Source organism: Bacillus sp. FSL K6-0923 (assembly GCF_038630825.1).
Classification (GTDB): domain Bacteria; phylum Bacillota; class Bacilli; order Bacillales; family Bacillaceae; genus Bacillus; species Bacillus pumilus.
This window is the reverse complement of record NZ_CP152044.1, coordinates 2,216,972-2,241,667: the sequence shown is the minus strand read 5'-3', so window position 1 is coordinate 2,241,667 and position 24,696 is coordinate 2,216,972. Positions and strand designations below refer to the sequence as shown.

31 protein-coding genes and 1 riboswitch are annotated in these 24,696 nt (G+C 42.3%); of the genes, 24 read left to right on the top strand and 7 right to left on the bottom strand.

The features are described from left to right. Positions 1-11: 11 nt before the first annotated feature. The 4 genes from sinR to MHI16_RS11375 form a co-directional block, all read right to left on the bottom strand. Entirely contained in the window at positions 12-347 is a 336-nt protein-coding gene (sinR, locus tag MHI16_RS11390; protein ID WP_012010555.1) for a transcriptional regulator SinR, read from the bottom strand. Between the two features lie 33 nt (positions 348-380). Beyond that, on the bottom strand, positions 381-545 hold the full coding sequence (locus tag MHI16_RS11385) for an anti-repressor SinI family protein (protein ID WP_003217357.1): 165 nt from the start codon (positions 543-545) through the stop codon (positions 381-383). A gap of 182 nt (positions 546-727) precedes the next feature. Beyond that, complete coding sequence (locus MHI16_RS11380) at positions 728-1,525, bottom strand: YqhG family protein (RefSeq protein ID WP_144462732.1); 798 nt, start codon at positions 1,523-1,525, stop codon at positions 728-730. Between the two features lie 14 nt (positions 1,526-1,539). Continuing rightward, positions 1,540-3,210, bottom strand: a complete 1,671-nt coding sequence (locus MHI16_RS11375) for an SNF2-related protein (RefSeq protein ID WP_061408550.1) — start codon at positions 3,208-3,210, stop codon at positions 1,540-1,542. Between the two features lie 250 nt (positions 3,211-3,460). Continuing rightward, a riboswitch (glycine riboswitch) is annotated at positions 3,461-3,568 on the top strand. Positions 3,569-3,771: 203 nt separating this feature from the next. Here MHI16_RS11375 and gcvT point away from each other — a divergent pair. The 3 genes from gcvT to gcvPB are packed head-to-tail and all read left to right on the top strand — an operon-like array spanning position 3,772 to position 7,682. After that, the gene (gene gcvT, locus MHI16_RS11370; protein WP_144462734.1) at positions 3,772-4,869 is read left to right on the top strand and encodes a glycine cleavage system aminomethyltransferase GcvT; all 1,098 of its coding nucleotides are present in this window, start codon (positions 3,772-3,774) and stop codon (positions 4,867-4,869) included. A gap of 16 nt (positions 4,870-4,885) precedes the next feature. Continuing rightward, positions 4,886-6,232: an aminomethyl-transferring glycine dehydrogenase subunit GcvPA gene (gcvPA, locus tag MHI16_RS11365; RefSeq protein ID WP_061408544.1), complete on the top strand. Its 1,347-nt coding sequence runs from the start codon at positions 4,886-4,888 to the stop codon at positions 6,230-6,232. Beyond that, the gene (gene gcvPB, locus MHI16_RS11360) at positions 6,225-7,682 is read left to right on the top strand and encodes an aminomethyl-transferring glycine dehydrogenase subunit GcvPB (RefSeq protein ID WP_058014693.1); all 1,458 of its coding nucleotides are present in this window, start codon (positions 6,225-6,227) and stop codon (positions 7,680-7,682) included. Before gcvPA ends, gcvPB begins: the two co-directional genes overlap by 8 nt. A gap of 43 nt (positions 7,683-7,725) precedes the next feature. Here the strand turns inward: gcvPB and MHI16_RS11355 are convergent, their stop codons facing one another. After that, on the bottom strand, positions 7,726-8,106 hold the full coding sequence (locus tag MHI16_RS11355; RefSeq protein WP_041816283.1) for a rhodanese-like domain-containing protein: 381 nt from the start codon (positions 8,104-8,106) through the stop codon (positions 7,726-7,728). Between the two features lie 220 nt (positions 8,107-8,326). On the opposite strand from MHI16_RS11355, the gene MHI16_RS11350 reads away from it, so the two are divergent. The 3 genes from MHI16_RS11350 to MHI16_RS11340 all read left to right on the top strand — a co-directional run bounded on the left by MHI16_RS11350 (position 8,327) and on the right by MHI16_RS11340 (position 10,663). After that, positions 8,327-9,163 (top strand): biotin/lipoate A/B protein ligase family protein, encoded by an 837-nt coding sequence (locus MHI16_RS11350; protein WP_003216009.1) that lies wholly within the window; start codon positions 8,327-8,329, stop codon positions 9,161-9,163. An 86-nt stretch (positions 9,164-9,249) separates the two neighbouring features. After that, the gene (gene mntR / locus MHI16_RS11345; protein ID WP_003215946.1) at positions 9,250-9,684 is read left to right on the top strand and encodes a transcriptional regulator MntR; all 435 of its coding nucleotides are present in this window, start codon (positions 9,250-9,252) and stop codon (positions 9,682-9,684) included. 103 nt (positions 9,685-9,787) lie between these two features. Further along, positions 9,788-10,663 (top strand): patatin-like phospholipase family protein, encoded by an 876-nt coding sequence (locus MHI16_RS11340; protein ID WP_058014695.1) that lies wholly within the window; start codon positions 9,788-9,790, stop codon positions 10,661-10,663. On the opposite strand, the gene MHI16_RS11335 is transcribed toward MHI16_RS11340, so the two are convergent. Then, positions 10,660-11,055 (bottom strand): SA1362 family protein, encoded by a 396-nt coding sequence (locus tag MHI16_RS11335; RefSeq protein ID WP_003215754.1) that lies wholly within the window; start codon positions 11,053-11,055, stop codon positions 10,660-10,662. The genes MHI16_RS11340 and MHI16_RS11335 overlap by 4 nt on opposite strands. 38 nt (positions 11,056-11,093) lie before the next feature. Further along, the gene (locus MHI16_RS11330; protein ID WP_144462736.1) at positions 11,094-12,050 is read right to left on the bottom strand and encodes a DUF1385 domain-containing protein; all 957 of its coding nucleotides are present in this window, start codon (positions 12,048-12,050) and stop codon (positions 11,094-11,096) included. A 222-nt stretch (positions 12,051-12,272) separates the two neighbouring features. Between MHI16_RS11330 and MHI16_RS11325 the strand changes: the two genes are divergently transcribed. From MHI16_RS11325 to folD, 18 genes are all read left to right on the top strand, one after another. Next, the gene (locus MHI16_RS11325; protein ID WP_058014697.1) at positions 12,273-12,800 is read left to right on the top strand and encodes a YqhR family membrane protein; all 528 of its coding nucleotides are present in this window, start codon (positions 12,273-12,275) and stop codon (positions 12,798-12,800) included. Between the two features lie 108 nt (positions 12,801-12,908). Further along, on the top strand, positions 12,909-13,352 hold the full coding sequence (gene aroQ / locus MHI16_RS11320) for a type II 3-dehydroquinate dehydratase (RefSeq protein ID WP_003215787.1): 444 nt from the start codon (positions 12,909-12,911) through the stop codon (positions 13,350-13,352). Further along, on the top strand, positions 13,349-14,410 hold the full coding sequence (locus MHI16_RS11315; RefSeq protein ID WP_058014698.1) for a Xaa-Pro peptidase family protein: 1,062 nt from the start codon (positions 13,349-13,351) through the stop codon (positions 14,408-14,410). Before aroQ ends, MHI16_RS11315 begins: the two co-directional genes overlap by 4 nt. A gap of 25 nt (positions 14,411-14,435) precedes the next feature. Next, positions 14,436-14,993: an elongation factor P gene (efp, locus tag MHI16_RS11310; protein WP_003215497.1), complete on the top strand. Its 558-nt coding sequence runs from the start codon at positions 14,436-14,438 to the stop codon at positions 14,991-14,993. Between the two features lie 179 nt (positions 14,994-15,172). Continuing rightward, positions 15,173-15,454, top strand: a complete 282-nt coding sequence (locus MHI16_RS11305) for a YqhV family protein (protein WP_058014699.1) — start codon at positions 15,173-15,175, stop codon at positions 15,452-15,454. Positions 15,455-15,520: 66 nt separating this feature from the next. Beyond that, the gene (gene spoIIIAA, locus MHI16_RS11300) at positions 15,521-16,444 is read left to right on the top strand and encodes a stage III sporulation protein AA (RefSeq protein ID WP_268466068.1); all 924 of its coding nucleotides are present in this window, start codon (positions 15,521-15,523) and stop codon (positions 16,442-16,444) included. Next, on the top strand, positions 16,438-16,953 hold the full coding sequence (gene spoIIIAB, locus MHI16_RS11295; protein WP_058014701.1) for a stage III sporulation protein SpoIIIAB: 516 nt from the start codon (positions 16,438-16,440) through the stop codon (positions 16,951-16,953). Before spoIIIAA ends, spoIIIAB begins: the two co-directional genes overlap by 7 nt. 19 nt (positions 16,954-16,972) lie before the next feature. Next, a complete protein-coding gene (spoIIIAC, locus tag MHI16_RS11290; RefSeq protein WP_003153142.1) occupies positions 16,973-17,179 on the top strand; it encodes a stage III sporulation protein AC in 207 nt (68 codons plus the stop codon). Beyond that, entirely contained in the window at positions 17,176-17,589 is a 414-nt protein-coding gene (gene spoIIIAD, locus MHI16_RS11285) for a stage III sporulation protein AD (protein WP_144462743.1), read from the top strand. Before spoIIIAC ends, spoIIIAD begins: the two co-directional genes overlap by 4 nt. Before the next feature lie 19 nt (positions 17,590-17,608). After that, a complete protein-coding gene (gene spoIIIAE / locus MHI16_RS11280) occupies positions 17,609-18,802 on the top strand; it encodes a stage III sporulation protein AE (RefSeq protein WP_144462745.1) in 1,194 nt (397 codons plus the stop codon). Between the two features lie 14 nt (positions 18,803-18,816). Beyond that, entirely contained in the window at positions 18,817-19,449 is a 633-nt protein-coding gene (gene spoIIIAF, locus MHI16_RS11275; protein WP_268466065.1) for a stage III sporulation protein AF, read from the top strand. After that, positions 19,442-20,113, top strand: a complete 672-nt coding sequence (gene spoIIIAG, locus MHI16_RS11270) for a stage III sporulation protein AG (protein WP_058014704.1) — start codon at positions 19,442-19,444, stop codon at positions 20,111-20,113. Before spoIIIAF ends, spoIIIAG begins: the two co-directional genes overlap by 8 nt. Further along, the gene (locus tag MHI16_RS11265; protein ID WP_003216063.1) at positions 20,113-20,745 is read left to right on the top strand and encodes a SpoIIIAH-like family protein; all 633 of its coding nucleotides are present in this window, start codon (positions 20,113-20,115) and stop codon (positions 20,743-20,745) included. Before spoIIIAG ends, MHI16_RS11265 begins: the two co-directional genes overlap by 1 nt. 196 nt (positions 20,746-20,941) lie before the next feature. Beyond that, positions 20,942-21,424 carry an acetyl-CoA carboxylase biotin carboxyl carrier protein gene (gene accB, locus MHI16_RS11260; protein ID WP_012010533.1) on the top strand — a complete coding sequence of 161 codons (483 nt, stop codon included), beginning with the start codon at positions 20,942-20,944 and terminating at the stop codon, positions 21,422-21,424. Positions 21,425-21,435: 11 nt separating this feature from the next. Continuing rightward, the gene (accC, locus tag MHI16_RS11255; protein WP_058014705.1) at positions 21,436-22,785 is read left to right on the top strand and encodes an acetyl-CoA carboxylase biotin carboxylase subunit; all 1,350 of its coding nucleotides are present in this window, start codon (positions 21,436-21,438) and stop codon (positions 22,783-22,785) included. A gap of 25 nt (positions 22,786-22,810) precedes the next feature. Then, a complete protein-coding gene (locus tag MHI16_RS11250; RefSeq protein WP_058014706.1) occupies positions 22,811-23,218 on the top strand; it encodes an Asp23/Gls24 family envelope stress response protein in 408 nt (135 codons plus the stop codon). Positions 23,219-23,428: 210 nt separating this feature from the next. After that, a complete protein-coding gene (gene nusB, locus MHI16_RS11245; protein WP_058014707.1) occupies positions 23,429-23,824 on the top strand; it encodes a transcription antitermination factor NusB in 396 nt (131 codons plus the stop codon). Positions 23,825-23,835: 11 nt separating this feature from the next. Then, positions 23,836-24,687 carry a bifunctional methylenetetrahydrofolate dehydrogenase/methenyltetrahydrofolate cyclohydrolase FolD gene (gene folD, locus MHI16_RS11240; protein WP_061408523.1) on the top strand — a complete coding sequence of 284 codons (852 nt, stop codon included), beginning with the start codon at positions 23,836-23,838 and terminating at the stop codon, positions 24,685-24,687. The last annotated feature ends 9 nt before the right edge of the window (positions 24,688-24,696 follow it).

The following is a 24,696-nucleotide window of genomic DNA, read 5'->3' as shown; positions in this document are numbered from 1 at the left end:
AAATGTGCGCTTTACTCCTCTTCTTGCTTTTTTCTCCAGATTTGATAATCTAAAAATTCACGAAATTGCTTTTTCGAAACCCCTGATGTCATTGCATCTCGAACTAGTTTTTCCCATTCACTATCTAATTGACCATCGTATTCGGTTTCATCTTTTTCGTGTAACAGTGTATGAACCGAGACGTCCAGAACAGCGGAGACTTTTTCAAGAAATTGAATGGAGGGGTTTGTTTGCAAGTTTCTTTCTATTGAGCTTAAATAAGACTTCGCTACCCCAGCCTTTTCGGCCAGTTCTGATAGTGAGTAGCCTTTTTCATTGCGGTATTGTTTAATACGCTGGCCAATCAATGTCATCACCTTCCTTTCGATATTATAGCACATTCAGAAAGGTTTGATAGAATGACTTCTTACCAGAGGGTGAGACTCAGAGGACTTTTCACTTGATTTGAGGAATTGACGGACTTCTTCCACTGTTAGCCCTGCTTTACGAGCTTCAAGTAATAATTGAACCCATTCACTGTCTAATATGTTCGTTTTCTTTTCCATACAAATACCCTCCTAAAATACTGAATCATGTATTTCAGGCACTTAACGCATGAAATGGAAAGACACAGGTGGTAAGACCTCGTAGTTTGCTTGCGTCATTTTTCCGCCCAATACAAACAGACAAACGTTGCTTTTGGCTGATCGAAAATTGTACGTCACATGAAAGGGAGGGGACCTATGGATCAACCTCCTCTTTTTTGCTGTAAGTAAAAAAGTCCGCCATTTTCAATCGTAAGACTGATTTTTGGTTCGTATAAAGTTTTGAGTGCTTGTCTTTCTATTTCATATTCTACAGACGTGTCTGAAGTCCCTTCATAAAATTGGTTTAAAAGTTCAGTGTCTTCTTTCCATTTTTGAACAGCTCTTACCGCCCAATCATCTGGTTCCTCATGGGCGTAATGCTCCATTAAACTGTAGAGCCGTCTGATTCCGCTTTCTGGCTTGATCATTGTACTCATCGTAAAGCAGTAATCGGGAATTTGAGATGACAGCTCACGGGTTTCTAGCTTTTCTTGAAATTGTTCAACGACTTCTCCTCGTATGAGATGAAGTCCTAGTGATAAAAGCTTATCCTTCTTTCGATCTGCGAGATAAGAAATTTTCACATTGAGACCAAGCCAAGGCTCGAGTGCGATCTGGTTGGTCATGAGTGGAGTGACTCGTTCATAGAGACGGATAAATCGGCCCTGCTGTTTGACGGCTTCAAAAATCTGAAATAAACGAGGGGAGCCGAAGTGGATAAATTCACCTTCAATAGTGTCATCCACTATTTTTTGATCGGTGATGAGGGTCAATTGCCGCGGCTCCGGAACACCACCAGTTTTTTCAAGCCAGTGCCAATAAAAAGGGCGGTTCATTATCAATTTATCCATATCGATGGTCAGTTGTACGGTCATATGTCCTGCGCTTTCTTCCAGTATGTCGCATTGATTTGCCTGAAAGAAACGGAGAAGAAAGGTATGTATGTCACGCTGCTTCATTGATCAACTCTCCTTTATGAGCCTTGCTGTCTTTTTTCTAAAAGCGGTGTTTTTGCTTCTGTTAAATAGGAAGCAAACTGGGTTAATTTCTTTTTCATGTCTCCATCTGATTCATGATGAAAAAGAATCTGATGCAGTTCTGTTTCGGCATCTTTGATATCGATTCGCGTTAAGATATCATCTAGATCGCCAATGACGTTTTCAAACAACTGAATTTTTTCATATAAAAGCTTTAAGATGTGTTCCTCGACGGTACCGTTAGTTGCCATATTGTAAATGTGGACATCCCGCTCTTGTCCAAGGCGGTGGATACGTCCAATCCGCTGTTCTAGACGCATCGGATTCCACGGAAGATCGTAGTTGATGATCTGATTACAAAACTGAAGGTTGATTCCTTCACCGCCTGCTTCTGTAGCAATTAACACTTGCGCCCGTTCTCTAAATAAATCTTTCATCCAATCCTTTTTGCCCCGCTTAAAGCCGCCCCGAAAAGGAACGGAGCTGATGCCATTTTGCTGAAGAAACCATTGTAAATAAATTTGTGTCGCGCGGTATTCGGTGAAAATAATGACCTTTTCATTTAACTGCTGAATAAGCTTGACGACTTCAAGCGCCTTTGTGTTTTGCTGCACTTGGTTGATTTTCTCCATAATTTGCGCTATAGCAGAGGATCCAAGGATATGTTTTTCATCTTCCTGCATTTTTTTAATTGTCATATAGACCGCCTCACGGCTTGAACAGCATTCTCGTTCCAAGGTCATGATGGAAAACATGTGTTTCGTATAAGATGGGTTCTCTTTCAGCTTGCAGATTTCATCATATAATGCTTGTTCTGTCGGAGAGAAATCAATGGAAATCGTTTTGACATGCCGTTTTGTCCACTCGATGCCTGTGTCTTGTCTTCGGTTACGAATCATCACTTTATTCACAAGCTGTTTTAAACGGTCATGGTCTTCTAGCTGTAAATCCTTTTTGGCAAAGACATCTTTAAACTGATGTTCATTCCCTAGGTGACCTGGCTTCAGAAGAGAAACGAGATTAAATATTTCTCCGATACGGTTTTGGATAGGCGTCGCTGTCAGCAGCAAGCAGAATTTCTTATTTAGATTTCTCACAAATTCATAGTTTTTCGTTTTATTGTTTTTCAGTTTGTGTGCTTCATCGATAATGACCATATCGTAGGCAATGGATAAAATGGTATCTCGATGCGGCTGCCTTTTAGCTGTATCAATGGAGGAAACCACGACGTCACACTGCTCCCACACGTAGCTCTTTTTTTGTTCGACAGCATCAATATAAAATTTCGTGCGCAGCTCCTGTACCCATTGAGATACAAGAGAGGCGGGAACGAGTATGAGAATTTTTTTGGCAAGTCCACGAATCATGTATTCTTTGATAATAAGTCCTGCTTCTACGGTTTTTCCAAGTCCCACTTCATCTGCTAAAATGGCTTTTCCGTTCATCTCTTCTACGACTCTTCTGGCAACTTCAAGCTGATGTTTTAAAGGGGTGAATGCAGGCAGATGGGCAGGAGCTTGCAGTCCTTCAAATGAATCAATGGCTGTGACTTTTTGGACCTGCGTCGCTAAACGGTACATTTCCCAGTTCGCCCATGGTCCGTCTGCTGAAAGCCGCTGCTGAAATTCACTTGCCCATTCCTGATCAAAAACCGTTTGAATCTTCAATGTGATCGCCTGCCTTTCTAGTAGGTTAAGGATAAAATTGTTCTGTATTTAAACGCTTCATTTTTTAAGAGGTCTTGAAAAGACTAGATATTTGAATAAAAGCGAACGATAATGAGTGATTGTTTAAAAAATGTTAATGATTTTTCTGTTGCTCTTCATCCGTTTCTAATGGTAGGATGTTGGTAAGTGATCTAGAAAATAAGTCACCCATTTTGATAGTATGTCCAATAAATGTGAAGAATATGAGCGGATGATGGTATGAGGAGAGACTTGGCGGTTATTTAGCACTGGCAGGCGCCGAAGGAGCAAGCTGAATTGTTTCAGTGAATCTCTCAGGCAAAAGTACTCTTACCGGACGCAACTCTGGAGAGTGTTTGCTCATCGTTTTTTAGCAAACCACCAAAGGGGAAAACGCACAATGATGTTGTGCTGTAAACTTTCAGGTGCAAGGACAGAGACTTCTTTTTGATAAAAGGGAGCGCTCTGTCCTTTTTTGCTGTGATTTTTTTCTGAAAATTCAGCTTGTGATCTGCACTGAAAGAAAAAAGGGGGAAACGATTGATGTTGAAACGAACACCGCTTTTTCATGCGTATGAAACGTTTGGCGCAAAAACCATTGACTTCGGGGGCTGGGAATTACCTGTCCAATTTTCTTCCATTAAAGAAGAGCACGAAGCTGTTCGAACAAAGGCAGGGCTTTTTGATGTGTCTCACATGGGTGAGGTGGAAATCAAAGGTCAAGACGCCCTTCCTTTTTTACAAAGGTTATTAACCAATGATGTGTCGAAGCTGACAAACGGCAAGGCACTATATACAGCCATGTGCTATGAAGATGGCGGGACAGTGGATGATCTGCTCGTCTATCAAAAAGAAAAGAACGATTATTTGCTTGTCATTAATGCATCGAATATCGAAAAAGATGTGGAATGGCTGCTTCAGCATCAAGAGGCGAACGACGTATTGATCCAAAATGTCTCTGATCAAATCGCCTTGCTAGCACTTCAAGGACCTCTTGCCGCTGACATCATGAAAGCTGTAGCGGGTGAAGAAGTGACATCGCTCAAGCCATTTACATTTTTATCAAAAGCTGAGGTTGCTCAAAAAGAGGTGCTTGTTTCAAGAACGGGCTACACAGGGGAAGACGGCTTTGAAATCTACTGCAAGTCAGAAGATGCGGTCCACATTTGGTCGGTTTTATTGAAAGTAGGCGAGCCAAAAGGGTTAATACCGTGCGGGCTCGGTGCGCGTGACACCTTGAGATTTGAAGCAAGACTTCCGCTTTATGGCCAGGAGCTGACAAAGGAGATCTCTCCATTAGAAGGCGGGATTGGCTTTGCGGTCAAAACAGATAAAGAAGCCAATTTTATTGGCAAAGAAGCGCTCAAGAAGCAAAAAGAAGAAGGGCCGAAGCGAAAGCTTGTCGGCATTGAAATGATAGATAAAGGGATTCCGCGCACAGACTATCCAGTCTTCTCAGGAGAAAAGCAGATTGGAGTTGTCACCACAGGCACACAATCCCCAACATTAAAGAAAAATGTCGGGCTTGCTTTAATCGAATCTTCTCAGGCGCAGCTTGGAACAGAGATAGAAGTACAAGTTCGCAAAAAACGTCTAAAAGCAAAAATCGTCGCAACACCATTTTATAAAAGAGCCAAATAACGAGGGGGAATAGAGGATGAAGCACAGGTATTTGCCGCAAACCGAGCAAGATCAAAAAGAAATGCTGGATGTCATCGGCGTTCAGTCGATCGATGAGCTTTTTTCAGATATCCCAGAAAAAGTGAGATTTAAAGGAGCATACAACATTAAAGCAGCCGCATCTGAAACAGAGCTTGTAAGGGAATTATCCCGATTAGCTGCAAAGAACAAAGATACGATTTCCTATGCATCGTTTCTTGGTGCCGGAGTCTATGATCATTATCAGCCTGTCATTGTGGATCATGTCATCTCACGTTCTGAATTTTATACAGCATACACACCTTATCAGCCGGAGATTTCGCAAGGTGAACTACAAGCCATTTTTGAATTTCAAACAATGATTGCTGAGCTGACGGGTATGGATCTTGCTAACTCCTCGATGTATGACGGCGGGACGGCATTAGCTGAAGCGGCGATGCTAGCTGCTGGACATACAAAAAAGAAAAAAGTGGTTGTTTCTGAAACGGTTCACCCTGAATCAAGAGCCGTGCTAAAAACATACGCCAAAGGACAGCACATCGAAGTTGTTGAAGTGCCTGCGAAAAAAGGACAGACGGACCTAGCAGCATTAGAAAAGGCTGTCTGCGACGAGACAGCAGCAGTTCTTGTGCAATATCCAAACTTTTTTGGTGTCGTCGAACCGTTAAAAGACATCGAACCTATTGCGCATAAAGGAAAAAGTCTGTTCGTTGTTTCTAGTAATCCACTTGCACTCGGGTTACTGACACCGCCAGGAAAACTTGGAGCAGATATTGTCGTTGGTGATGCACAGCCGTTTGGCATTCCAGCAGCGTTTGGCGGGCCACATTGCGGATATTTTGCTGTGACGAAAAAGTTGATGCGAAAAGTGCCAGGCCGTTTAGTCGGACAGACAGAAGACGAAAATGGTGTTCGTGGGTTTGTACTAACCCTTCAAGCGCGTGAGCAGCATATTCGGAGAGATAAAGCGACGTCTAATATTTGTTCGAATCAGGCTTTAAATGCATTAGCTGCTTCCGTTGCCATGACAGCGCTCGGAAAAACAGGCATCAAAGACATCGCCTATCAAAACGTGCAAAAAGCCCACTATGCCAAGACGCAGGCAGAAGCACATGGACTGCTTGCCGATGTAGAAGGAGCCCATTTCAATGAATTTGTCATCAAATTACAAGAACCTGTGAAAGAAGCCAATAAACGATTGCTTGAAAAAGGAATCATCGGCGGCTATGACTTAGGGAGGGACTACCCCGAGCTTCAACATCACATGCTCGTCGCCGTGACAGAGCTAAGAACGAAAGAAGAAATTGATACGTTTATCAAGGAATTGGGGGATCGCCATGAATAAACAAGATCAGCCACTTATTTTTGAATTATCCAAAGAAGGAAGAATTGGTTATAGCCTGCCTGATTTAGATGTACCTGAACAGGAGATCCCGTCCTTATTTGATGAGGCGTACATCCGTCATGAGGATGCGGAGCTTCCTGAAGTATCTGAACTTGATATTATGCGTCATTATACAGCATTATCAAGACGTAATCACGGGGTCGATTCCGGATTTTATCCTCTTGGCTCTTGTACGATGAAATATAATCCAAAGATTAATGAAAAGGTTGCACGCTTTGCAGGCTTCGCGCAAGTCCATCCACTACAGGAGGCGGACACTGTGCAGGGAGCATTAGAATTACTGTATGACCTAGGTGATCATCTTGAAGAAATTACGGGGATGGACGCTGTGACATTACAGCCTGCGGCAGGAGCACACGGGGAATGGACAGGACTCATGATGATCCGTGCGTACCATGAAGCAAGAGGAGACCATAAGCGAACAAAAGTCATTGTACCGGATTCTGCTCATGGAACGAACCCTGCATCTGCGACAGTGGCCGGATTTGAAACCATTACCGTCGCATCTGATGAGAATGGACTTGTTGATTTAGAGGACCTGCGCCGTGTTGTCAATGAAGAAACTGCGGCTTTAATGCTGACGAATCCAAATACACTTGGCCTATTCGAAGAAAATATTTTAGAAATGGCTGAAATCGTTCACGGAGCTGGCGGCAAGCTTTATTATGACGGAGCCAACTTGAATGCCGTTTTGAGCAGAGCAAGACCGGGGGATATGGGCTTTGACGTTGTTCACTTAAATCTTCATAAAACCTTTACAGGTCCACATGGAGGCGGAGGCCCTGGTTCAGGTCCTGTAGGCGTCAAAAAGGATTTGATTCCTTACTTGCCAAAGCCGGTGCTTGTGAAGAAAGAAGGCCGCTTTTACTTCGATGATGATCGACCAGAATCAATTGGTCGCGTGAAGCCGTTCTATGGCAACTTCGGCATTAATGTCAGAGCGTATGCGTATATTCGCTCTATGGGTCCAGACGGCTTAAAGGCTGTAACTGATAATGCTGTGTTAAATGCGAACTATATGATGCGCCGTTTAAGTACTCATTTCGATTTGCCATTTGACCGTCACTGTAAGCATGAATTTGTCCTTTCAGGTAAACGTCAGAAAAAATTAGGTGTGCGTACACTGGATATTGCCAAACGATTACTTGATTTTGGCTATCATCCGCCAACGATCTACTTTCCGCTCAATGTAGAGGAATGTATCATGATTGAACCAACTGAAACAGAATCAAAAGAAACTCTTGATGCCTTTATCGAAGCAATGATTCAGATTGCCAAAGAAGCAGAAGAAAATCCAGAAGTGGTACAGGAAGCGCCGCATACAACGGTCGTCAAACGAATGGACGAAACAAAGGCCGCGCGAAATCCAGTTCTCGTTTTTGAAAGATAAAGAAAAAAGACTCAGGGGGATCATGCTCCCAGAGTCTTTTTTGTTAGTTCTTTGTTTTGATGCGGCCGCCCCATTTTTTAAAGCCGCCTTTTAAATTATAAATCTCACGACAACCGTTTTTACGTAAAGTTTGCGCTGCTTTTCCGCTTCTCAAATTGTTTTGGCAATAGAGATAAACAGGCTTGTCAGGACGAATTTCATTTTTGCGCTGTTTTAGCTGGGAAAGGGGGATGTTTCTTGCCCCTAAAATATGTCCGCCATCAAACTCATTTGGCTCTCTCACATCAATGAGTTGAGCTTTGCGGTAACCTTTAATAAATTCTGCTTCCGTCAGCGTTTTCATAATACGCTGCTGATAAATGTAGCTGCCGACAGAATAAAGAACGAAAAGTCCACAAAGTGAGAGGACGATATAGTTGAACATTGACAATACAACTCGACTCCTTCTTGAGCATCAGCACAGTGGCCTGTCTGATGGTACGTTTTAGACAAATACTATTATAGTAAAGCAAAAGAAACTTGTCATCATAAATGGTTAGAATTATTTTCAATTCGTTCCCTATTTGATAGACTGATGAAGAGAGAATATCGGTGGCTGTGACCATCATCTAACTTTGACTACGTAAAAGAGAAGGGATTTTTATATGCAAAAAGAGAAATGGTGTTTCATTGATACAGGAAATCAAGACCCTGCCTTTAACATGGCAATGGATGAAGCCTTGCTTTATTGGCATAGTGAGAAGCTCATCCCGCCTGTGATCCGTTTTTATGGATGGAATCCGGCGACATTGTCTGTTGGGTATTTTCAGCATGTTGAAAAAGAAATCAACATGGAAGCAGTCGAGCGTTATGGCCTTGGGTTTGTCCGCAGACCAACTGGAGGGCGGGGGGTTCTTCATGATCAGGAGCTGACCTACAGCGTGATTGTGTCAGAGGAACACCCAGAAATGCCGGCGACGGTGACAGAGGCATACCGCGTCATTTCAGAAGGCATTTTAGAGGGCTTTAAAGAACTGGGACTCGATGCGTATTTTGCCATTCCTCGAACAGATAAAGAAAAAGAAAGCTTAAAAAATCCAAGATCGTCTGTATGCTTTGATGCCCCTTCCTGGTACGAGCTTGTCGTAGAAGGCAGAAAGGTAGCAGGCAGTGCTCAAACGAGACAAAAAGGAGTGATCCTCCAGCACGGCTCCATCTTAATTGACCTTGATGAGGACAAATTGTTCGATTTATTTCTTTATCCAAACGACCGGGTGAGAGAGCGGATGCAGAGAAGCTTTAAAAACAAAGCGGTCGCCATCAATGAAATCTCAGACCGAACCTGTACAATAGATGATGCGCGTGTGGCGTTTAAACGAGGATTTGAAAAAGGATTAAATATTGAGCTTGTGCCTTATGAGCTGACAGATGAAGAGTTAGCATTTGTCCACCACCTTGCCAAAACGAAATATGCATCAGACGAGTGGAATTACAAGCGTTAAAGACAGTGGACACTCCTTGTTTTTTAATGGGCGATGGTGTAGAATTGTTATGATTATTAAGTAAAGGTGCATTATGGAGGGGTTTTATGACTACACCTAGTATGGAAGATTACATTGAACAAATATATATGCTGATAGAAGAAAAAGGATATGCCAGAGTCTCTGATATTGCAGAAGCACTCGCTGTCCATCCCTCCTCTGTAACAAAAATGGTTCAGAAGCTAGATAAAGATGAATACCTCATTTATGAGAAGTATCGTGGTCTAATTTTAACCCCGAAAGGCAAAAAAATTGGAAAACGTCTCGTATACAGACATGAACTGCTAGAGCAATTTTTAAGAATCATTGGTGTAGATGAAGAGAAAATTTATGATGATGTAGAAGGCATTGAACATCATCTCAGCTGGAACAGCATTGACCGTATCGGCGATCTCGTTCAATTCTTTGAAGAAAACGACGAGCGATCTGTTCAGCTGAAAGCGATTCAAAAGAAGAACGAACAAACAAATCAAGAATCTTAAGAAAAAGGACACCCTCAGCATGGGTGTCCTTTTTGATTAAAGTTCTAATTGAAAGCATATGCTCTTACACTATTAATAGCGTGATATCAAAGGGGGCTCCTCGATGAAGATAGATGGTGTGTTCTCAGGTGGAGGCATTAAAGGGGCAGCACTTGCGGGTGCCTATGAAGCGCTTGAAGCGAGAGGATATCAATTTGTCCGCCTTGCTGGTACAAGTGCTGGAGCGATCATTGCTTCACTCATCGCGGCAGGCTTTACAAGTCAGGAGATTCGGGGGCTTTTAGATGAAATGGATGAACATCAGTTGCTTGATAGGAGATGTCAATTCATCCCGTTTAAAATGCTTAGATGGGTGTCTATTTATTGGCGTCTTGGTCTTTACAAAGGCGACCGGCTGGAAAAATGGCTGACAGATGTGTTGAAACGAAAGGGGGTCACCGTATTTGGGGATCTTAAAAAAGATTCGCTGAAAATTGTTGCCTCTGATTTAACAAATGGAAAAATTCTCGTGCTGCCAGACGACCTTCCTTCATACGGCTTAAATCCAGAGCGTTTTTCTGTTGCAAGGGCAATCCGGATGAGCTGCAGTCTGCCGTATTTTTTCGAGCCTGTCAAACTAAAGTCATCAAAAGGCATTTGTACCATTGTGGATGGAGGCGTGCTTAGTAATTTTCCAATTTGGTTGTTTGCCGAAGAGAAAAAAAGACCGTTCGTCGGTGTCACATTAACCCCAAACGAAAAAGAACGCCCTCAACACTCCATCCGCAATGCGTTTGAACTGTTTGGCGCTCTTTTTGAAACGATGCGTGGTGCTCATGACGAAAGACACATTGCCACAAAACACGAACGTCATGTGATTTTTATTCCTGTAGAACACGTCATTGCCACTGATTTTCAGCTGATGACAGAAAAGAAAAAGGCGCTCGTCGATCTAGGCAGACAGAAGGCCGAGCAATTTTTAAAAAGCTGGACATTTTAAAACAAAGCGCGATTCTTCTTTTTGTTTTTCTTGCCTTCAATCACAGTTAACTGTGTTTGGCTTTTCTTTTTGAGAAGGACGGGCTTAGACTTGTGGTCAGTCGGCACGCTTCGCAAATGAGTGACCCGATTTTTCATCTGGCTTTTCGTTTTTGGTTTAGGCTGCTGGTAGCGACGTTTAGATTGTTTGACTGCTTTACGATAAAGATTGCCCTCTGTTCCAGTTCTTCGATTCATCAGCCATCTAAATAGGAAAAACATAACCGCTCCAATGATCACAACTGATAGCAGCATTGTAAAAAGTCTGCCTGGATTCGTTGTGAGTAAATACACAAATCCCAAAACACCTAAAGCGAAAATAATGGTAAAAGCAGGATGTACTCGGCGATTCATAACTGTCCACCTCCGAAGGAATTTACCGGATTTATAAGTTAGATCACTTGATGAGCAGAATCTGACGCTTGTTTCAGAGATGCTTCCTCTAAACGAAGAAGTTCATTAAAACTTGCAATGGCTACCTCGACTTGATCGTCAGAAGGTTCTTTTGTTGTCAGCAATTGCAGCCAAAGGCCAGGATAGCCAAGCACTTTCAGCACAGGCACTTCTCGGAGTTTGTTCGTAAGCTGAAGCAATTCAAATGAAATGCCGAGAACAACTGGAATGAGCGCCAAGCGATTCAGAATTCTCACCCATAAAGGATCTGTCGGTACGAGTAAATAGACGAACATTCCGACAATGACAGTGAATAAAATAAAGCTGCTACCGCATCGATAATGAAGACGTGATTGTTTTTGGACATTTTCCACTGTGATGTCAAGATTCTGTTCATAGCAGTTTATGACTTTATGTTCTGCGCCATGATATTGAAATACCCTTTTAATTAAAGGGGTCATGGAAATAAAGTAAATATAGCCTAATAACAGGACCAGTTTAAAGAATGTTTCAACTGCGATTTGTGCGAAATTCCCTGAAAAGACGGGCCGCACAAGTTCAGCTAAAAAGACAGGTACTAGGGTAAAGACAAATTTACTAAAGAGGAGAGAGAGAACTCCGATCACAGCAATGCCGAAAATCATAGATAATTTTGAGCTTTGTTGTTCTTTTTCAAGAGTATGATCTTCTGAAGGATCTAAGTCATAGCGCTCGCTGGAGAAGTTCAAGTGCTTACTGCCATTTGCGCTTGCTTCAACAAGTGCAACAACACCCCTGACAAAGGGGATTTTCTTGAGAAAGGCGGTTCGTTTATTGAAGGTCCGGGGAAGCTTTAAAAACTCAATGGACTGATCCTTACGCCGAATCGCTGTCACATAGTTCTTTTTACCTCCGAACATGACACCTTCGACAACTGCCTGCCCTCCATATGCTGGAGGTTTTGTTTGATTGGACATATTTCATCAACCTGCCTGTTTCCTGTAATTTACATGCATTTCCTTATACCTTTATTGTACAGGAAATGTAGGGAAATCACTAGCGCACAGGTCGATTATCTACTAGAATTCTATCTACCTCTTTTTAGCCAGTATACCCTGTTATAAAAATTTTACACTCACGTATGGAAATCCTTTTTTTTATGACATTTTGGACATACTACTTGCTGGAGGTGTTCACAAATGAAACGTGATGAAAAGAAAAACCAAGAAGAGAACAATCAGTCTGTACAAACGTCATCGCTATTGGCAAGAGCAGCTGCGACAGGCTTTGTTGGCGGTGTTTTTTGGGGCTTTATCGGGTTTCTGACCCATATGTTTCATTTCTCAGAGGTGAGTCCCAATATGCTCCTTCAGCCTTTTGTACTCGGAGAGTGGAAAAAGGGCGGACTTGGTACTTTTATCAGTATTGTGCTTTTAGGGGTTTTATCGATCGGAGCAGCCTTTATTTATTATGGGCTTTTGAAACGGATCAAAGGCTATTGGATGGGGCTGATATATGGCGCGCTTTTATGGCTGATCGTTTTTTACGTATTTAACCCGATTTTCCCAGATGTAAAGCAAGTACAAGATTTGCAGCAAAGCACCATCGTCACGACATTTTGCCTATATATTTTATACGGCATGTTTGTCGGGTACAGTATTTCGTTTGAATATAATGAATTAACGAGTCAAAAGCTTGCGAGGGCACTCGGGAAAAAGACAGAATAAAGTGTAAATCACCTATTCATATGATAAAATATTTTTGGAAACGAAAGGTTTCTAAGGAAAAAGAAACAGATCTCGATATAGATTGAATTAGGGTGAAGGAGTGGTTGTATGCCTCATTTTCTTGTGCTGAATGGGCCGAATTTAAATAGGCTTGGCAAAAGAGAGCCGGCTGTTTACGGAAGTAAGACGCTGACAGATTTAGAGACAGATTTGTTCCAGTTTGCAGAAAGAGCCAATATCCAGTTAACGTTCTTTCAATCAAATCACGAAGGAGATTTGATTGATGCGCTCCACGAGGCAGAAGATCAGTACGATGGAGTCGTATTTAACCCAGGGGCTTTTACACATTACAGCTATGCTCTGAGAGATGCCATTGCAAGTATTTCTTTATCCGTCGTTGAAGTACATATCTCAAACGTTCATAAGAGAGAGGAATTCCGCCATCATTCTGTACTTGCTCCAGTATGCCAAGGGCAAATCGTTGGTCTTGGTTTAGAAGGGTATAAATTGGCGATTCGTTATTTAGTGAGTGAAGGGGGAGCAGTATCATGAAACTTGAAAAGTTAAGAACACTTTTATCTGAATTAGAGATCGATGGTCTAGTCATTACGAGCAGCTTTAATTTACAGTATATGACCAGCTTTACTGGTTCAGCCGGTCTCGCCGTTGTTTCAAAGGATCGGGCAGCTTTTATCACGGATTTCCGTTATACAGAGCAAGCGAAGGACCAAGTAAAAGGCTTCGACATTATTGAACATAAAGGAAACATCGCAGAAACCGCAGCTCAAACGGCAAAGGAATTTGGGATCAAACGCCTTGGATTTGAACAAAACCATATGACATTTGCCACGTACCAGCAGTATGCAGAGAAAACAGGTGATATTGAGCTTGTTCCGGTCTCAGAATCAGTTGAAAAGTTGCGCTTGATTAAGTCTAGTGAAGAGATTAAGATATTAGGGGAAGCTGCGAAGATTGCAGATCACGCCTTTGATCATATTCTCACTTACATCAAGCCGGGCTTGACGGAAATTGCTGTCATGAACGAGCTTGAATTTTTCATGAGAAAAGAAGGCGCTGAAGGATCTTCATTCGATATGATTGTCGCCTCAGGTGTTCGTTCAAGCCTGCCGCACGGAAGAGCGAGTGAAAAGGTGATTGAATCTGGTGATTTAGTTACACTCGATTTCGGTGCTTACTATAAAGGGTATTGTTCTGATATGACAAGAACGATTGCTGTTGGCACACCGAGCGATAAGTTAAAGGAAATTTATCATATCGTATTAGAAGCAGAAAACGCTGGTGTGGATAGAATCAAGCCAGGCTTAACAGGAAAAGAAGCTGATCGCATCACACGTGACATCATTGAAAAGTATGGCTATGGTCAATACTTCGGGCATTCAACTGGCCATGGGCTAGGGATGGAAGTACATGAAGCGCCAGGCCTTTCCTCACGATCAGAGGTCGTTTTAGAAGAGGGAATGGTCGTGACAGTTGAACCGGGAATTTACTTGCCGGATGTCGGCGGCGTGAGAATTGAGGATGATATTGTCCTGACAGCTGACGGCAATAAACGATTGACCCACTCACCGAAAGAACTTATCATATTATGATGGTGAAATGTAGGAGGATGACAAAATGATTTCAGTAAACGATTTTCGTACAGGCCTGACAATTGAAGTGGACGGCGGTATTTGGCGTGTAGTGGATTTCCAACACGTAAAGCCAGGGAAAGGCGCAGCGTTTGTTCGTTCGAAACTGCGTAACCTGCGTACTGGTGCTATTCAAGAAAAAACATTCCGTGCAGGCGAAAAAGTAGCGAAAGCTCAAATCGAAACAAAAACAATGCAATATTTATATGCAAATGGCGACCAACATGTCTTCATGGATACAAGTTCTTATGAGCAGCTTGAACTAAGTGAAACACAAATTAAAGATGAGCTGAAATATTTGCTAGAAAATATGTCGGTTCACATTGTGATGTATGGTGCTGAAACACTTGGAGTAGAACTTCCAAACACGGTAGAACTAGAAGTAGTAGAAACAGAGCCTGGTATTAAAGGTGACACGACATCAGGCGGATCAAAACCTGCAAAAACAGAAACTGGTTTAATCGTCAACGTTCCTTTCTTTGTGAACCAAGGAGATAAACTAGTCATTAATACATCAGACGGTTCATACGTGTCAAGAGCGTAATGAACGAAAAAAGACTGTAAACCTCGTGTTTACAGCCTTTTTTTATTGTAAAGCATGTAAGATTCCCCCAAAAGGTACGCCTTCTCTCAATTCTCTCATTCATCTCTTTTCCTTTCCGAAAAACAAGACTACTTCCAGCTAGACAAGCATATAGTGTAAAAAAAGCTGGAGGTTCTAGTATGAAACAATTTCTCCCGGGCATCCATCCATCAGTCGCTGCGATGGCAGGCATGAGGTTTTTATCAGCAGCGATTGAAATGACAGCCGCCATCCTCATTTTAGTCACAAATGATGTCCGTAAAGCGGTTGTCATTAATAGTATATTGGCGATCATTGGGCCGCTCATTTTTATCATCACGATGACGATTGGAATCTATCAAATCGCAGGGCAGCTATCCTATGCCAAGCTCGTCTTTATTTTCATTGGTGTCGTCTTTATTCTTGTTGGGATTTATAAGTAAAACGGCTTGGCATAATTAACGGCTCCCATCATACATTTTAGAGAAGAAAAAAAGGAGGGGAATTCGTTGCGGAGTTTGTTGGATATTCTCCCGCACTCGATTGGACAAGAACTTAGACTGCTAAAAGAAGCAGAATGGGATCAAATAGAAGAAATCCGCATTCGCACGGATCGTCCTATTGAATTAATGCAAAGAGGAAAACCGCGCTTTCTTTCTTATCACACAACAGGAGAAGATGCGTCTCAGCTATTAGGCAGGCTGAGCAATTACAGCATGTACACACTTGAAGAGGAGCTAAAGCAAGGCTACATCACCATTTCAGGCGGGCACCGGGTGGGACTTGCAGGAAAGGTGATCGTTGAAAACGGCATTGTCAAAGGATTAAGAGATATCTCTTCATTTAATATCCGCATCGCAAAAGAAAAAGTCGGGATTGCGCTTCCCTTTCTTCCTTATTTATATGATGAGCACTGGTGCAATACACTGATCATCGGTCCACCGCAAACAGGGAAAACGACATTATTGCGGGATATAGCAAGACTGGCTAGTACGGGCACAAAAGCAATTCCTCCTAAAAAAACTGGCATTATAGATGAGCGATCAGAAATCGCTGGGTGTATAAGAGGGGTGCCGCAGCACCAGTTTGGACACCGGGTGGATGTGCTCGATGCGTGTCCAAAGGCTGAGGGCTTGATGATGATGATTCGGTCTATGAGTCCAGAGATCATGATTGTCGATGAAATCGGCAAACGCGAGGATGTGCAGGCACTTTTAGAAGCGATTCATGCGGGGGTCACCATTATCGTTTCCGTTCATGGCTATTCACTTGAAGATGTATATAAACGTCCATCATTGAAACCGCTATGGGAGCTTCGTGTGTTTGAGCGTTATATTGAATTAAATCGCAAGGACGGTCCCGGCACGATCGGACGAATATATGACCAAAGCGGACAAGAGATGAAATGGAGGCGGGGAGTGGACGTATGTTAAAGCTCATTGGCGCTATCTTGATTGTCGCGGCTACGACTTGGGGAGGGTTCGAGTTTGCCAAACGATATAGCGACCGGCCGAAACAAATTCGACAGCTCCGGTTTGCGCTCCAGTCTCTTGAAGCTGAAATTATGTATGGTCAAACACCTCTAGCGCGTGCAGCAGAGCAAATTGCGTCACAAGTAGGCACTCCTGTGAATCGGTTATTTGAACAATTTGCAGAAAAGCTGAAAGGTGGAACTTTTTCTGCACGGCATGCATGGAATGAGAGCCTTGAGGATGTTTGGAAAAAAACCGTCTTAAAAAAAGGCGAATATGAGGCACTGAAGCACTTTGGAGAAACACTTGGCCAGCATGATGTCACGTCTCAGCAAAAATATATCAAGCTTGCTTTAGGTCATTTGGAATCGGAGGAGAAGGAAGCTGAAATCGCCCAAGCCAAAAATGAAAAAATGGTCAGAAGCCTCGGATTTTTAAGCGGATTACTACTGATTCTTTTATTGATGTGAGAGGAAGGGAGTCGAGAGCATGGGCGTTGATGTAAACGTCATTTTTCAAATTGCGGGAGTAGGCATCGTTGTGGCATTCCTCCATACGATTTTAGATCAAATGGGGAAAAAGGAGTACGCTCAGTGGGTCACGCTGCTTGGTTTTATCTACATTTTGTTTATGGTAGCAACCATTGTAGATGATTTGTTTAAAAAGATTAAAGCCGTATTTCTATTTCAAGGATAGGGGAGGGCTTACAAATCGAAATCATACAAATTGTTGGACTTGGTTTAATCGCTACTTTTTTAGCATTAATCGTCAAAGAACAAAAGCCAACCTTCGCCTTTTTGCTAGTTGTATTTACAGGGTGTGTGATCTTTCTTTATTTAATAGATCAAATCTATGCCATTATCTCGATGATAGAAAAAATTGCGGCAAGTGCCGGTGTCAATATGAAGTATGTTGAAACCATTTTAAAAATTATTGGCATTGCCTATATTGCGGAATTTGGCGCCCAGCTGACAAAAGATGCTGGACAAGGCGCCATTGCATCAAAAATAGAGCTTGGCGGCAAAATTCTCATCTTGGTCATGGCAGTTCCTATTTTAACAGTCATCATTGAGACGATCTTAGGTATGATCCCGTCCATGACTTAATTGAAAAGAGGTGATGACAATGAAACGGGTGACAGCTGTTATGGGACTGATGCTTTTCTTCTGGCTGATCGCTCCGCACGCAGGTGCAGAAGAAAAAGAGCCTTTATCAAATGAAGCACCAGCAGCAGAAGAAGTGGCGGCTGGACAAGCTGATGCACTTGAGCTTCATTCCATTAGTGACTTTTGGGAAACCATATTGGATGAGTATGGCGGCTTTCTGCCAGAAAGCCAAAAAGGAACAGTGAAAGAAATGATTGATGGCGATAAAGAGCTGTCTCCCAAGACATGGCTGAAAGCCTTTGTTCATTATCTTTTTCACGAGGTCATCGCAAACGGAAAGCTCCTTGGGACACTGATTTTACTCACCATCTTTTGTTCGCTTTTACAGCTTTTGCAGAATGCATTTGAACAAAGCACTGTCAGTAAAGTCGCATACGCACTTGTTTATATGGTGCTGATCATTATTGCACTCAACAGCTTTCATGTGGCGATTTCTTATGCAACGGAAGCCATTCAAACGATGACCAGTTTTATTCTTGCTCTTATTCCTCTGTTATTAGCACTTATTGCTTCCTCAGGCGGGCTTGTCTCAGCCGGATTCTTTCATCCGGTTATCTTATTTTTGATGAATACGAGCGGCGTTTTTATTCAATATGTCGTTCTTCCGCTTATTTTTTTATCAGCGATATTAAGCATTGTCAGTACGCTGACTGAACAATACAAGGTTACCCAGCTTGCCCAGCTGTTAAGAAATGTGGCGATAGGCGGGTTAGCCGTTTTTTTAACTGTCTTTCTTGGTGTCATTTCTGTGCAAGGGGCATCTGCTGCGGTTACAGATGGTATCACACTTCGTACAGCCAAATTTATTACCGGAAATTTCATCCCCGTCCTTGGCAGAATGTTTACAGATGCGACGGATACCGTCATCAGTGCCTCTGTATTACTTAAAAATACGGTCGGACTTGTCGGCGTCGCTATTCTCATTTCAATTGCCGCCTTCCCTGCGATCAAAGTGCTCTCGCTAGCTCTTATATATAAGCTTGCCGCAGCCATTCTTCAGCCATTAGGAGGCGGTCCGATTATCAGCTGCCTTGATGTCATTTCAAAAAGTGTGCTCTATATCTTTGCTGCACTTGCTGTCGTATCGCTCATGTTCTTTTTAAGCATTACCGTCATTATCACTGCTGGCAATTTGACCATGATGATGAAGTAAGGAGGGGACACCTTTTGAGTTTTCTCACGGAATGGATCACAAGTATTATTCTCTTTATCTTATTTGCGATTGTCATTGATCTTCTGCTTCCCAATTCAAGCATGCAAAAATATGCCAAAATGGTCGTCAGCCTCCTGTTGATTGTCGTGATGCTCAATCCGATTTTTGCTTTATTTCGGGCAGACCCTGACCAAATCTTCTCAGAATTGATGAAGGGGAAGGAAGAAGCACAGTCAGAAGAAATAAAAAATCAGATGAATTTAGAAAAAAAAGAAATACAAGCCTCTCAGCGTGCATATATTTTAAAGCAAATGGCTGTCCAACTAGAAAAAAGCGCAAAGGAGCCACTGGAGAAGGAGAGCTATGAAATGAAACACGTAGAAGTGCAGGCAGATGAAGAGCACCTGGATCAGAATATGGAGGCGGATCAATTTCGCATCAAAGCAGTTCTTTCCCCGCTCACAGGTGATGCTGTAGAAACGGTGGCAAAGGTGGACATTGATCTCTCCAGGCAAAAGGAGGACAGCGCTGGATCTTCTAGCAAAGAGATCAAGAGGGTGAAAGAGACGCTTGCTGATGTTTGGAATACGAGTCCTGAGCACATTGCGCTGAACATTGAGGGAGGTGACGCAGCAGATCATGAATAACAAGGACTGGAAACAAAAGCTGAAATCATTCTTGCAGCCGCCTGAAAAAGGTGGAGGGAAACCAAAATTAACGAAGCACCATTACTTGCTGCTTGTATTCATCATCGGCGTATCTTTCATGTTAGTCAGTCAGATCTTGTCACCGCCATCAAGCAAAGAACAAGCTGCTGTTCCTGCTTCTAAAAAAACAACCTCACAAGAGCAGGAGGTATTCAAGCCGGCATCGTCAAGTAAATCAAAGAATTCGATTGAGGATGTGGAGCAAGAATACGAAAATCAGCTGAAAGAAATTTTAGAGACCATTATTGGCGTTGAGGATGTATCGATTGTGGTCAATGTAGACGCAACTTCTTTAAAAGTGTTTGAAAAAAACAAATCCAATAAAAGCACAACGACCGAAGAAACAGATAAAGAAGGCGGCGTGCGAAGTGTCACTGATCAAACAAAAGAAGAAGAAATCGTCATCATCAAAAATGGCAATGAAGAAACGCCAGTCGTGGTGCAAACGAAAAAACCAGATATTCGAGGTGTTCTCGTTGTTGCTCAAGGAGTAGACAACGTTCAAATAAAGAAAACCATCATTGAAGCGGTTACACGAGTGCTTGATGTACCGAGCCATAGAGTGGCTGTTGCCCCTAAAAAAATCAAGGAGGATTCGGAATGATGTTAAAAAAACAAACGGTTTGGCTATTAACGATGCTAAGTTTAGTTGTCGTCTTAAGTGTGTACTATATCATGTCTCCACAAGGTGAAAATGCAGTGACAGTAGAAGAGATGAAATCAAAAGGAACGGAAGAGAAAAAGACTGAACCAGAAAAAGGAATGGATAAAGGAACAGAAAAAGGCGCTGATGAGAAGTCCACTGACAAAGAAACAAATGGTAAACAAGAGGATATCGAAACAAGCGGTGAAGAAGGAAAGGCTGTGTCAGAGCAAACAGACGATGAGCTTTTTACAACATACAGATTAGAGCTTGAAGATAAACGAAGCAAGCAGCGCGAAGAGTTCAACGAAATCGTATCCAGTGATGATGCAACAGCACAAGAAAAAAGCGAAGCTTATGACCAAATGACAGCGCTTAGTGAAGCAGAAGGAACGGAGCGTCAACTTGAAACCTTAATTAAAACAAAAGGTTATAAAGATGCGCTAGTGAGTGCAGAGGGAGATAAAGTGAGCATCACAGTTCGTTCTGACAAAAAATCAAAGTCCCAAGCGGCCGATATTATTGATATGGTCACAAAAGAAATGAGAGGTCTTGATAACGTAGCGGTCACTTTTGAGCCCTCTAACGAATAAAAAATGAACAGACGCCCTTTGCCGAAAAGGGCGTTTTTTGATGCGGTTTTGCGCCCTCTTCAAGATGCTCTCGCAAAGCGCTTCGCCACAATAGTAGTTGAATTCATTGAAATCCTCCTGTAAGATGGTTATAGTATGTACTTTTAGTACTAGCCTATAAAGAAAAAGATAAATCCATACATAGGGGTGCAAATCCATGTTAAAAATTGAAGAAATTCATGAACTGATTAAATTAATTGACGAATCTACTATTGATGAATTTACGTACGAAAACGAAGGTGCAAAAATCAAACTGAAGAAAAATAAAGAAGTCGTTCAGCAAGTTGCGGCACAAGCATCAGTGGCTCCTGTCCAAGCAGCTCCAGCTCAACAAGCTCCTAAAGCACAAGCTCCAGCTCAGACCGAAGCCCCTGCACAAGAGGCAGCTGCGTCTGATAATCTGCATAAAATTACATCCCCAATGGTTGGCACATTTTATGCTTCATCTTCACCAGAAGCAGGTCCTTACGTGACAACAGGTTCTAAGGTGAACGAAAACACAGTTGTGTGCATCGTAGAAGCGATGAAACTGTTTAATGAAATCGAAGCAGAAGTAAAAGGTGAAATCGTCGAAGTATTAGCTGAGAACGGTCAGCTTGTAGAATTCGGACAACCCCTCTTTCTAGTGAAAGCAGAGTAAGGAGTACGATCATGATTAAAAAGCTATTAATTGCAAACAGAGGAGAAATCGCAGTTAGAATTATCCGCGCTTGTAAAGAGCTTGGAATTGAAACAGTTGCGGTATTTTCGGAAGCGGATCGCGATGCGCTTCATGTTCAAATGGCTGATGAAGCATATTGCATCGGACCGACTGCTTCAAAAGATAGTTATTTAAATGTCACGAATATTGTTAGTGTTGCTAAATTAACAGGTACTGATGCCATCCATCCAGGATACGGCTTCCTTGCTGAAAATGCAGACTTCGCTGAGCTTTGCGGGGAATGCAATGTCATCTTTGTTGGGCCAACTCCGTCAGCGATTTCCAAAATGGGAACAAAAGATGTCGCGAGGGAAACAATGAAAGATGCTGGCGTTCCGATTGTTCCTGGTTCTCAAGGAATTGTAAAAGATCTTGATGATGCTGTTTCAACAGCAGCAAGTATTGGGTATCCTGTGATTATAAAAGCAACTGCCGGCGGCGGTGGTAAAGGAATCCGTGTAGCTCGTACCGAAGAAGAGCTCATTAACGGTGTCACCATCACGCAGCAGGAAGCAGCGCAAAACTTTGGTAACCCTGGCGTCTATTTAGAAAAGTTCATTGAAGACTTTAGACACGTGGAAATCCAAGTGCTTGCAGATCAGCATGGCAATACCATTCATTTAGGAGAGCGTGATTGCTCAATCCAAAGAAGAATGCAAAAGCTTCTTGAAGAAACGCCATCACCAGCGCTAAATGCAGACATCCGTGAGCAAATGGGTGAAGCAGCCGTAAAAGCTGCAGAAGCTGTTGAATACACTGGTGCTGGAACAGTCGAATTTATTTATGATTATAATGAAGAGAAGTTCTACTTCATGGAAATGAATACCCGTATTCAAGTAGAGCATCCTGTAACAGAAATGGTCACAGGTGTTGACTTGATCAAAGAACAAATTAAAGTGGCATCAGGTGAGAAGCTTTCTCTTACACAAGAGGATGTCGTATTTGAAGGATGGGCAATCGAATGCCGTATTAATGCAGAAAACCCAGAGAAAAACTTCATGCCATCAGCTGGTGAAATTAAAATGTATCTTCCGCCAGGCGGTTTAGGAGTACGCGTGGATTCTGCCGCTTATCCGGGCTATGTGATTCCGCCATATTACGATAGTATGATTGCAAAGGTGATCACATATGGTAAGACGAGAGAAGAAGCGATTGCGAGAATGAAACGTGCGCTTCAAGAATTCGTCATTGAAGGAGTCTACACAACAATTCCATTCCATCTAAGATTGCTTGAGCATGAAACATTTGTGAGCGGTAATTTTAATACGAAGTTTTTAGAAACATACCAAATCATGAAATAATCACAGCTTTCGGAGGTGAATGATCGTGTCAGAAAACAATTTGCTTGAAATGAACCTTGATGAAGATCAATTGGGAAAAGTGCAAATTGCACCAGAAGTGATTGAGGTCATTGCTGGGATCGCCGCTTCAGAAGTCGAAGGCATTGCCGAAATGCGCGGCAATTTCGCTGCTGATGTAGCAGAACGCTTTGGTAAAAAAAATCACCGTAAAGGTGTGAAAGTAGATGTCTCTGATGAAGGCATCACAATCGATGTATATTGTGTGATTGAATTTGGCCTATCCATTCCAAAGGTATCCACTGCTGTACAAGAAAATATCCGTCAAACTCTTTTGAACATGACTGCCTTAACGATTAATGAAATCAATATCCATGTCGTTGGTATTCAATTTGATACAAAATCAGCTGATGCTGAAGTAGATCAAGAAATGTAAAAAAGAGTTCAAGTGAAACCAAGGAGGCATCGCCTCTTTGGTTTTTTAAAGCCCATTTTTGGGTCATTTCCGAATAATGATGATCTCACACGTGGATTGATTCGTTTTTCGTGACAGCTCACATGGATCTTGGTGCGACCACGGTCAAAATATGTTATGATCTCTGTATGGCTTAACGACAAGCGGATAAAGTGGTTAAAGGAGTAAATAATGAAAAGAAGAACTGCAAGAGAAAAGGCGCTACAAACATTATTTCAAATTGATGTGAGCAATATTGATCCGAAAGAGGCCATTACACATGCGCTGGACGAACAAGAATCAGATCCTTTTTTTGAGGAGCTGGTTTTCGGTGTGCTTGAACAAAAGGACAAGCTCGATGACATGATTTCACAGCATTTAGTGAATTGGAAACTCGATCGTATTGCAAACGTAGACAGAGCCGTTTTAAGGCTGTCTGTGTACGAGATGGTGTATCAAGAAGATATCCCGGTTAGTGTCTCAATGAATGAAGCGATTGAACTGGCCAAATTATTCGGTGATGATAAAGCACCGAAATTTGTAAATGGAGTACTTTCAAACATTAAAAACGACCTAAAGCAGCAATAGGAGGATTCGACATGACAGCAACAATCATCGATGGGAAAGAAACAGCAAAAGAAAAGCGTGAGCAATTAGCAAAAGAAGTAGAAGAGCTAAAACAAAAAGGTGTCACACCTGGTCTTGCCGTTATTCTAATCGGTGATGATCCGGCTTCACTTTCTTACGTACGCGGAAAGAAAAAAGCAGCAGAAGCAATGGGGATGCATTTCCAGCTAGATCATTTAGAGGCTTCTTTAACAGAAGAAGAATTGCTTCAGCTGATTGATCAGTACAATGCGAACGATCAATTTCACGGGATTCTTGTTCAGCTTCCACTGCCAAAACATATTTCTGAAAAAGCCGTGATTGAACGTATTTCACCTGAGAAAGATGTTGATGGTTTCCATCCATTGAATATCGGGAAAATGCTGCTTGGGGAAGACACATTCCTTCCATGTACACCAGCAGGCATTGTTGAACTACTAAACAAGACGGGTGTTAGTCTTTCTGGAAAAGAAGTCGTTGTTGTCGGACGCAGCAATATTGTCGGTAAACCAGTAGGGCAATTGCTGTTAAACGAAAACGCAACGGTTACTTATTGCCATTCAAGAACAGTGAATATTTCAGAACATACGTTGAAAGCGGATATTTTAGTTGTTGCCGTCGGTCGAGCAAACTTTATTAAAGCTGACCAAATTAAAGAAGGCGCTATTGTGATCGATGTAGGAGTCAATCGTTTGGATACCGGGAAGCTTGTTGGTGATGTTGATTTTGAAGAGGCAAAAGAAAAAGCTTCTTATATCACACCAGTCCCTGGCGGAGTCGGTCCAATGACGATTACGATGCTTGCACATAATACGGTTAAATCAGCAAAACGTACATTAGCATAAGCTTTATCC

Coding starts and splice junctions, on each gene's coding strand:
- spoIIIAB (WP_058014701.1), top strand. CDS start 16,438: ATGTTAAAGCTCATTGGCGCTATCTTGATTGTCGCGGCTACGACTTGG.
- MHI16_RS11340 (WP_058014695.1), top strand. CDS start 9,788: ATGAAGATAGATGGTGTGTTCTCAGGTGGAGGCATTAAAGGGGCAGCA.
- MHI16_RS11380 (WP_144462732.1), bottom strand. CDS start 1,525: ATGAAGCAGCGTGACATACATACCTTTCTTCTCCGTTTCTTTCAGGCA.
- gcvPA (WP_061408544.1), top strand. CDS start 4,886: ATGAAGCACAGGTATTTGCCGCAAACCGAGCAAGATCAAAAAGAAATG.
- MHI16_RS11350 (WP_003216009.1), top strand. CDS start 8,327: ATGCAAAAAGAGAAATGGTGTTTCATTGATACAGGAAATCAAGACCCT.
- MHI16_RS11330 (WP_144462736.1), bottom strand. CDS start 12,050: ATGTCCAATCAAACAAAACCTCCAGCATATGGAGGGCAGGCAGTTGTC.
- folD (WP_061408523.1), top strand. CDS start 23,836: ATGACAGCAACAATCATCGATGGGAAAGAAACAGCAAAAGAAAAGCGT.
- gcvT (WP_144462734.1), top strand. CDS start 3,772: ATGTTGAAACGAACACCGCTTTTTCATGCGTATGAAACGTTTGGCGCA.
- MHI16_RS11265 (WP_003216063.1), top strand. CDS start 20,113: ATGTTAAAAAAACAAACGGTTTGGCTATTAACGATGCTAAGTTTAGTT.
- MHI16_RS11385 (WP_003217357.1), bottom strand. CDS start 545: ATGGAAAAGAAAACGAACATATTAGACAGTGAATGGGTTCAATTATTA.
- efp (WP_003215497.1), top strand. CDS start 14,436: ATGATTTCAGTAAACGATTTTCGTACAGGCCTGACAATTGAAGTGGAC.
- spoIIIAG (WP_058014704.1), top strand. CDS start 19,442: ATGAATAACAAGGACTGGAAACAAAAGCTGAAATCATTCTTGCAGCCG.
- aroQ (WP_003215787.1), top strand. CDS start 12,909: ATGCCTCATTTTCTTGTGCTGAATGGGCCGAATTTAAATAGGCTTGGC.
- MHI16_RS11305 (WP_058014699.1), top strand. CDS start 15,173: ATGAAACAATTTCTCCCGGGCATCCATCCATCAGTCGCTGCGATGGCA.
- spoIIIAC (WP_003153142.1), top strand. CDS start 16,973: ATGGGCGTTGATGTAAACGTCATTTTTCAAATTGCGGGAGTAGGCATC.
- gcvPB (WP_058014693.1), top strand. CDS start 6,225: ATGAATAAACAAGATCAGCCACTTATTTTTGAATTATCCAAAGAAGGA.
- MHI16_RS11315 (WP_058014698.1), top strand. CDS start 13,349: ATGAAACTTGAAAAGTTAAGAACACTTTTATCTGAATTAGAGATCGAT.
- mntR (WP_003215946.1), top strand. CDS start 9,250: ATGACTACACCTAGTATGGAAGATTACATTGAACAAATATATATGCTG.
- MHI16_RS11355 (WP_041816283.1), bottom strand. CDS start 8,106: ATGTTCAACTATATCGTCCTCTCACTTTGTGGACTTTTCGTTCTTTAT.
- spoIIIAE (WP_144462745.1), top strand. CDS start 17,609: ATGAAACGGGTGACAGCTGTTATGGGACTGATGCTTTTCTTCTGGCTG.
- MHI16_RS11335 (WP_003215754.1), bottom strand. CDS start 11,055: ATGAATCGCCGAGTACATCCTGCTTTTACCATTATTTTCGCTTTAGGT.
- accB (WP_012010533.1), top strand. CDS start 20,942: ATGTTAAAAATTGAAGAAATTCATGAACTGATTAAATTAATTGACGAA.
- accC (WP_058014705.1), top strand. CDS start 21,436: ATGATTAAAAAGCTATTAATTGCAAACAGAGGAGAAATCGCAGTTAGA.
- nusB (WP_058014707.1), top strand. CDS start 23,429: ATGAAAAGAAGAACTGCAAGAGAAAAGGCGCTACAAACATTATTTCAA.
- MHI16_RS11325 (WP_058014697.1), top strand. CDS start 12,273: ATGAAACGTGATGAAAAGAAAAACCAAGAAGAGAACAATCAGTCTGTA.